Here is a 6,684-nt window from a genome sequence, read left to right on the forward strand (position 1 = left end):
CAATGAAAACAAAGTTCATGGGTGTAGCGGCCGCGCTAACCGCAGCGCTTGCGCTGGTTTTCGGCGTCGCTATCCCGGGCGCGCTACCGAGCCTGCCGGCCCCTGTTGCGCAGGCGCAGACCACGGCGATCCCGGTGAGCCCGCAGAAGCGAGACTTCAAAGACCTGGATACCAGAAAGTACAACCCGCCGTTCGAGTTCACGGTTGAGGAAGACGCCACGATCACGAGCCTTGATTTTCAAATTGGTGGTTCTGGCTGGCTGAAGGCATACGAGCTGAAAGTCGGGAACACTACACTTTCCCCGAAAATTTCACCATCGGGCAGTGCACAGCAAGCTCCGTTGACGGTTACCCATGATGGTCTGAATATTGCAGTGAAAAAGGGCGAAATCATTAGAATTTCGCCGTACTTTACTGCGCCTAAAGTATCGGGAACGGTGTCCGTTAGCCCGAAGGGGACTTTGAGCGGCAGTACCCCTCCGCCAACCGAGCCGAACCCGGAGCCGCAGCCTGACCCAGAGCCAACTCCGGAACCGAACCCGGGGGCGTCCGTGACTCCTGCGGCGCCAACCGCAGTTGATCCAGCCACCGCGCCATCGTGTGTTGAGAAGGGCTACATCAACATTCCAGACACGAAGGGTGTCGACTACTTCATTGGTGGCGAGCGCAAGCAAGCCGGTCAGCATTTCTACGAGGGCAAAAAGGCCACCGTTAAGGTCACGGCGAAGCCGCAGAACGGATACCAGTTCGCTGCCGGTGCAAAGACCGAGTGGTCCTTCGACTTCAGCGGCGAGGTGAAAGACTGTTCAGATTCTTCTGAAGACCCCAAGCCACCGGCGGTCGAAGGGCGTCACTTTGATGCCATCGGCCACGAGTTTGCAGTTAAAGCTGACCCAGTAGATCCGACCAAGCCCAATGCCTTTACGGCTAAGGTGACTGCGGAATCTCACATGAAGTACGCAACCGTGCGTATCGAGACTGACGCGACTTTCTTGGATCCGCAGAAGTACAACCTCACCCTGGATCAGATTGAGCCAGGTGTGACCTTGCAGAAACGCAACGTCAATATTGGCAACGGCTTCATCACCATGGACGTTGTTCCGGTAAAGGATGGTAAACCGGTTGACTCTGCCGTTGTACCGAAGGATGCGGTATTCACCTTCACTAATAATCTCTCGGAGAACAAGAATTTGAAGGTCGTTCTTGATGTGTATGGCGCGAATGAGAGCACACCAAAACCACCAGAGATTATCTCTCCGCCGGATGGAGCTCAGTGGGTTAACGGACGTGTCCCTAACCCGGAGCTTCCCCTGCGCTGTGGGCTCCGAATTGCGGTTGTAGCAGACCTTTCGACATCGCTCCGCTACGCAGATACTGATGGTTTCGAGGCATCCAAAAAGGCCGCGAATGCATTCATCGATTCCCTGCAGGGCACCCCAGCTGAACTCGGAATCTATAATTTCGCAAGTGGCGGTCCGGCTAATCAGGCTGGAACGACACACGGTCAGAACCCACCCTATATTTCAATGCTGTCGGAGCAGGGCGTCCAACGAGCAAAGGACGTAGTTAAGAACTGGAGTTATAACGCAAATAACAGTGCTACGAACTGGGAAGCGGGCCTGAAGCAGGTCAAGGATCACGACTACGACGTGGTGTACTTCATCACGGATGGTATGCCCACGACCTCCTCGACAATCAAGAGCAAGGGCCTCGGTGGTGAATTCGTTCAGGCTAGTGCTCTCAACGACGCGATTAAGGCAGCCAACGAACTCAAAGCTGCCGGTACCCGTGTTGTGCCAATCATGGTTGATCTGACGCTTGGCGGAAATACGGGTAAAGATTGGGTTGTTGAGCAAGACTATGTTCTCAAGGACATCAAACGCATCGGTCTGAATGCCGAAGTGCCGCAACAACCTGGTGTCTACTACAAAATCAACTCCGGGATTCAAGCCGCGCGAGAAGCAAACTACAACGACAAGGAACGTAAAGGAACTAACGAGAGTGGCGAGCTCATTATGGCGAACCTAGAGAGAGCTGCGAAGCTGGCGCCGAATCGGGCACTGCAGGTGTTTGAGCGGTTGCCTAATGGGAGGTCAGTGACAGTCACTTCGGACATGTCGAGGTGGACCTACGGTGCACGTGGTGTCAAGACCATGGGCGAGGATATCTCGGGCACGGGTCACACGGTGAAGGTGTCTAACTACAGCAACCTTACCGAACAGATGAAGAAAATCGCCCAAGACGTAACCACACGATGCAATGGTGCGGTGACCGTCAAGAAGCGGATCGTTGACGAAAACGGCAAGGTTCTTGAAGACGGTGTCCCAGGCTGGGAGTTCACCCTGTCTGCCGGTGGCCAGGACATCATCGACCCAGGTAATGGCGAGCTCGTTCGGAGGTCGCTGAAGGCAACGTCCTCGGCCGACAGGGACCTTGGCACTGCCTCCTGGAACATCATGAGCGAACAAGAGCAGCAACTGACTCTGGTAGAGACACAGCAACCGGGTTTCAACCTCTATAAGAGGAATGACAAGAATGCCGTGTGTACCGAAACCCGTGACGGGGTAACGAAACCGGTTGAGGTCACAAATGACGGTGAGTTCGGTTTCAAGGTCAGGATGAGCGAAAAAGATAAGAAGCTGTCTTCGGTTTCCTGCGTAGTTGATAACTACAAGCAGCCGGAAACTCCGCCGGGCAAGCTGACCTTCAAGAAGGCTCACTACGACGGCGATAAGATCGTGGAGATGTCTGGGCTGGGTGGCGCGACCTTCAAGATCTACCCGTCCAAGGGAGGCCAGCCGGACTACAGCGCTGGAGAGCTCTACACCATCAAGCCCGGGCAGGAGTCTATCGAAGTGAAGACGACTGGTACGTTCTTCCTCGTTGAAACGAAGGCTCCTAAGGGGCTCAACCTGCTGGCCCAGCCGGTCGAGTTTCAGATTTCAGTGGATGAGCAGACTAAGCAATATAAGATTTCTGCGGTCAGCACTAGCAGCGGACAAATCCAAGTGAGTGGCCAAGGCGATAAGATGATCCTGCAGGTGTCGGACACCACTGCCGGTAAGCTCCCGAAGACCGGCGGGTACGGCGTGGCCCTCGTGGGGCTCATTGGTGCCGTGCTCGCAGGCACGGGCCTCCTGCTCGGCCGCCGTAAGACCGCCTAAGCGGTAAAACCAGGCAGGGGAGTGGCGCGTGCATCGCGCCACCTGACCTAGGTAGTAGGCACATAAAGGAGGGGCGGGCTCAGCACACAACGCTGAGCCCGCCCCTTTTTCCTTGGGCTGCGTGCCACGGGCATGATCTCGATGCCAAGAACCGCTACCCCCGGTGGGCACTAATCGCTGCGTCACGCCAGAAGCAGAGGCAAGCGTTCAGAGGAGATGGACACCGGTTGAGGGCAAGCAAAGAATGAGGTTACCCTCGTTTAGTGGACACCCTATTAGTACGGATCTTGTGCCTGTAGGAGCGGGTGTTCATTGTGAGTTCGTCAGGGAAGAAGTACACCCCGGAGTACCGGCAGGAGGCTGCCAGACTGGTCATTGAGTCCGGGCGCCCAATCGCTTATGCGGCTAAGGAAATTAACGTATCAGCCACAATTTTAGGCAGGTGGGTCACACTCGAGCGGGAACGCCAAGGCTCGGTAGATGGCCGCAGTGATGCCGATATACGAGCCGAAAACGCTCGCCTGCGTCGTGAGTTAGCTGAGGCCAAGATGGGTAATGAGTTCTTGTCAAAAGCCACCGCCTTCGTCGCTTTGAGGCAACGCGATCGGAAAAATTTGAGCTACTACACCAGGAGAAGGCGAACTACAGCATAAAACGGATGAGCAGGTTATTAGAGGTTTCCCATTCTGGCTATTATAAATGGCAAAAGGCTCAAGCAGTACGACATCGTGGTGAAATCAGCGTCAGAGATTCCTCGACCAGTTAGACAGGAAAATTCATGACATCTGGGAAGATTCTGACGAAGTCTACGGTGCCCCACGGATTAGTGCAGAACTCTCTGAGGATGGGGTCTATGTCAATCGCTAAACCGTGGCCAAACGCATGCGGATGATGGGTATTGAGGGTATCTCACACAGGGCGTTTGTTCCCGTAACGACGATTCAATCCAAGCAGAAGTTCACGCTTGTAGACCTGGTAAAACGCCTATTTGATCAAGGGCAGCTTAATCGAGTGTGGATGTCGGATTTTACCCATCTGCGCACGAATGAGGGCTGGCTGTACCTATGCGTTATCCGCGATGGACACTCCCGCCGAGTCCTAGGCTGGTCCATGGATAGTGTGCAGGATTCTTACCTGGTTGAACGTGCACTGCGCATGGCTTACATCCTGCGTGGTGAAGTACCCGACGGCGTGGTTCTCCACGCTGATCGTGGTACCCAGTTCACCAGTGAACAGCTGTGGCAGGTCTGTCAAGAACTAGGGATTGCACAATCGGTCGGCCGTACTGGTGTCTGCTTTGACAATGCGATGGCCGAGTCGTTCTGGTCGACATTGAAGACCGAATTTTACGATCGGAAGAAATGACAAACCCGCAACGAAGCCCGGAAGACGGTGGGTCGCTGGATTGAGATCGTCTATAACCGGCGCTGTCGCCACTCGTCCATCGGGATGGTAAGCCCCGTCGATTTCGAAGCCCAGCTCGCTGATCAAAACGGTAATAAGAAGGCCGCTGCTTAACCCCTGAGCAGCTTAACAACGTGTCCACGACTTGCGGGTAACCCCACTACCGCTGACGATGGTCAGCGGCGAGGGCCGAGTCTGCGGGATATTTCCCAGCAGAAGTTAAACGCTGCCACCGATTACATGATTGATGAGTTAATGAACCAGGGCATGAGCGAGAAGGAAGCCATCGAGTATTTAGACCGTGAGTTGGAAGAGGCTATCCCGGATGATTTCTGGGAAAGCACCGACTAAGGACAAATCCTGTTCCGGCTCCGGTTTGATTAGAGTTCGGCGTCCTAATCGTCTTCATGCTGTGCTTCCAGCTCTGGTGCCTTGTTCTCACTCTGGGTGTCGTGTGCGTTATCCACGGTCTGGTAGCCGGTAGGAGCCTCCTCGCCTAGTTCGAGGCTGGTGAGAAAGTCGAGGTTGTTGTGTTCCTACGGGACGTGTGCAGTGGTGGTCTGGGGCACTTCAATAGGCCATTTGGAACCAGATAAACCAGCCGGTGAAACCCGCGTGAGGCGCCCTAGGCTTGGGTCTATTGGTCTTGAACAGATTCTGATCCTTGACGAGGATAATAGGTCTTGGTCGATTTATCGGGGCGTTGGGTTAGGGTGAGGTCATGCTTTTTGATTCGCTGCCGCGGCCGAGCGTGAGTGTAGCTCCGGGGGTGGGGCATGTGCCGGGATGGGCGGGCGTCGATAAGCAGAAGGCCTTGGTAGAAGAGATGCGCGGCATTGCGCGCGAGTATGCGGCGACACCGATGGCGATGGTGCGCCCGCGGTTGAAATCCGGCGGGCAAATGAGTGTATTTCAGCTGCATATGGGTAGGTATTGGCATTATCCCAGCTATCGGTACGTGGACAATATAGACGGCACGCGGGTTCCGCCGGTGCCGGAGAGCCTGCGGCGGATTGTTCCGGGGGCATTGCGCGCCGCGGCGGAGGTAGCACCCGAGCTAGAGCCATGGGTGGAGACTTTCGTGCCGGAGATGGCGCTGGTGAATTACTATCCACCGGGATCGGCCATGGGTATGCACGTGGATGCCTTTGAGGAATCACCTGCGCCGGTGATTTCGCTTTCCATTGGGGATGAGGCACTTTTCCGTATGGGGCATACCGAGGCGCGCACGCGTCCGTGGGACGATATCACGTTGTGCTCAGGGGATTTGGTGGTCTTTGGCGGACCGAAGCGCTTTGCCTACCACGGGGTAGTGCGCGTCAATGATGGCACGTTGCCGCAGGGGTGTGGGCTTAAAGAGGGACGTATCAACATCACTATCAGACAAGTATCTGTACGGGCGGTAAGCTAGGGATGTTACATAAAGCTTGAAGGAAAGAAGGTCCTTTTATGTCTCGTATCGGCATCATCATCGGCACTACCCGCGATAACTCGGCCGGCAAGGTAGTGGGCGAGTGGCTCAATGAGGTGGCCCAGGGGCGCCAAAATGGCGTGGAGTACACGCTGCTGGATCTCAAGGAGTTTGATGTTCCGCTGCTGACCACTGACGTCATTCCTGCCACCGCTAATAAGCAGTATGCAGATGAAAAGGTGCAAGCTTGGTCTGATGCAGTGGATGCCTGCGATGGTTTCGTATTTGTTACCCCGGAGTACAACCGCTCCGTGCCGGGTCCATTCAAGAATGCCTTCGACTGCTTGGCCGGGGAGTGGACCGGTAAGCCAGTCGCGTTCGCCGGTTACGGTCCAGCAGGCGCAATCCGCGGCGTGGAAGCATGGCGCACCATCGTAGTCAACTTCTCCATGCCGCAGCTGCGCAATCAGCTCGACTTCGGTTTCTTTACTGACTGGGCCGACGGCGAGTTCCGCCCTGTAGATGCCAAGGTGGAGCGCACCAATTCCTTGCTGGCCGAGCTGGAAGATGCCGTTTCCGCATAATCAGTGCCTGTTGGCCGCATACAAAAGCCAGCCCCCGCGCTCTTTGAACTGGCCCCCGAAAGTTGGACTGGTTTAATTCTAGGCGGTTAGGGCTTCAAGGGTCTGATTTCGATATTGCATC

At 55.4% G+C, this 6,684-nt stretch carries 3 protein-coding genes and 1 pseudogene; all 4 read left to right on the forward strand.

Annotation, left to right across the window (positions count from 1 at the left end):
• The first annotated feature begins 2 nt into the window (after positions 1-2).
• Positions 3-3,164 (forward strand): SpaA isopeptide-forming pilin-related protein, encoded by a 3,162-nt coding sequence (locus tag QP884_RS11080; protein WP_284822046.1) that lies wholly within the window; start codon positions 3-5, stop codon positions 3,162-3,164.
• Between the two features lie 305 nt (positions 3,165-3,469).
• Positions 3,470-4,682: pseudogene (locus tag QP884_RS11085) on the forward strand (IS3 family transposase).
• A gap of 607 nt (positions 4,683-5,289) precedes the next feature.
• The gene (locus QP884_RS11090; protein ID WP_284822047.1) at positions 5,290-5,979 is read left to right on the forward strand and encodes an alpha-ketoglutarate-dependent dioxygenase AlkB family protein; all 690 of its coding nucleotides are present in this window, start codon (positions 5,290-5,292) and stop codon (positions 5,977-5,979) included.
• Positions 5,980-6,017: 38 nt separating this feature from the next.
• Positions 6,018-6,563, forward strand: a complete 546-nt coding sequence (locus QP884_RS11095; RefSeq protein ID WP_284822048.1) for an NADPH-dependent FMN reductase — start codon at positions 6,018-6,020, stop codon at positions 6,561-6,563.
• Positions 6,564-6,684 lie beyond the last annotated feature (121 nt).

It is taken from the genome of Corynebacterium tuberculostearicum (assembly GCF_030229345.1).
Lineage (GTDB): Bacteria > Actinomycetota > Actinomycetes > Mycobacteriales > Mycobacteriaceae > Corynebacterium > Corynebacterium tuberculostearicum_G.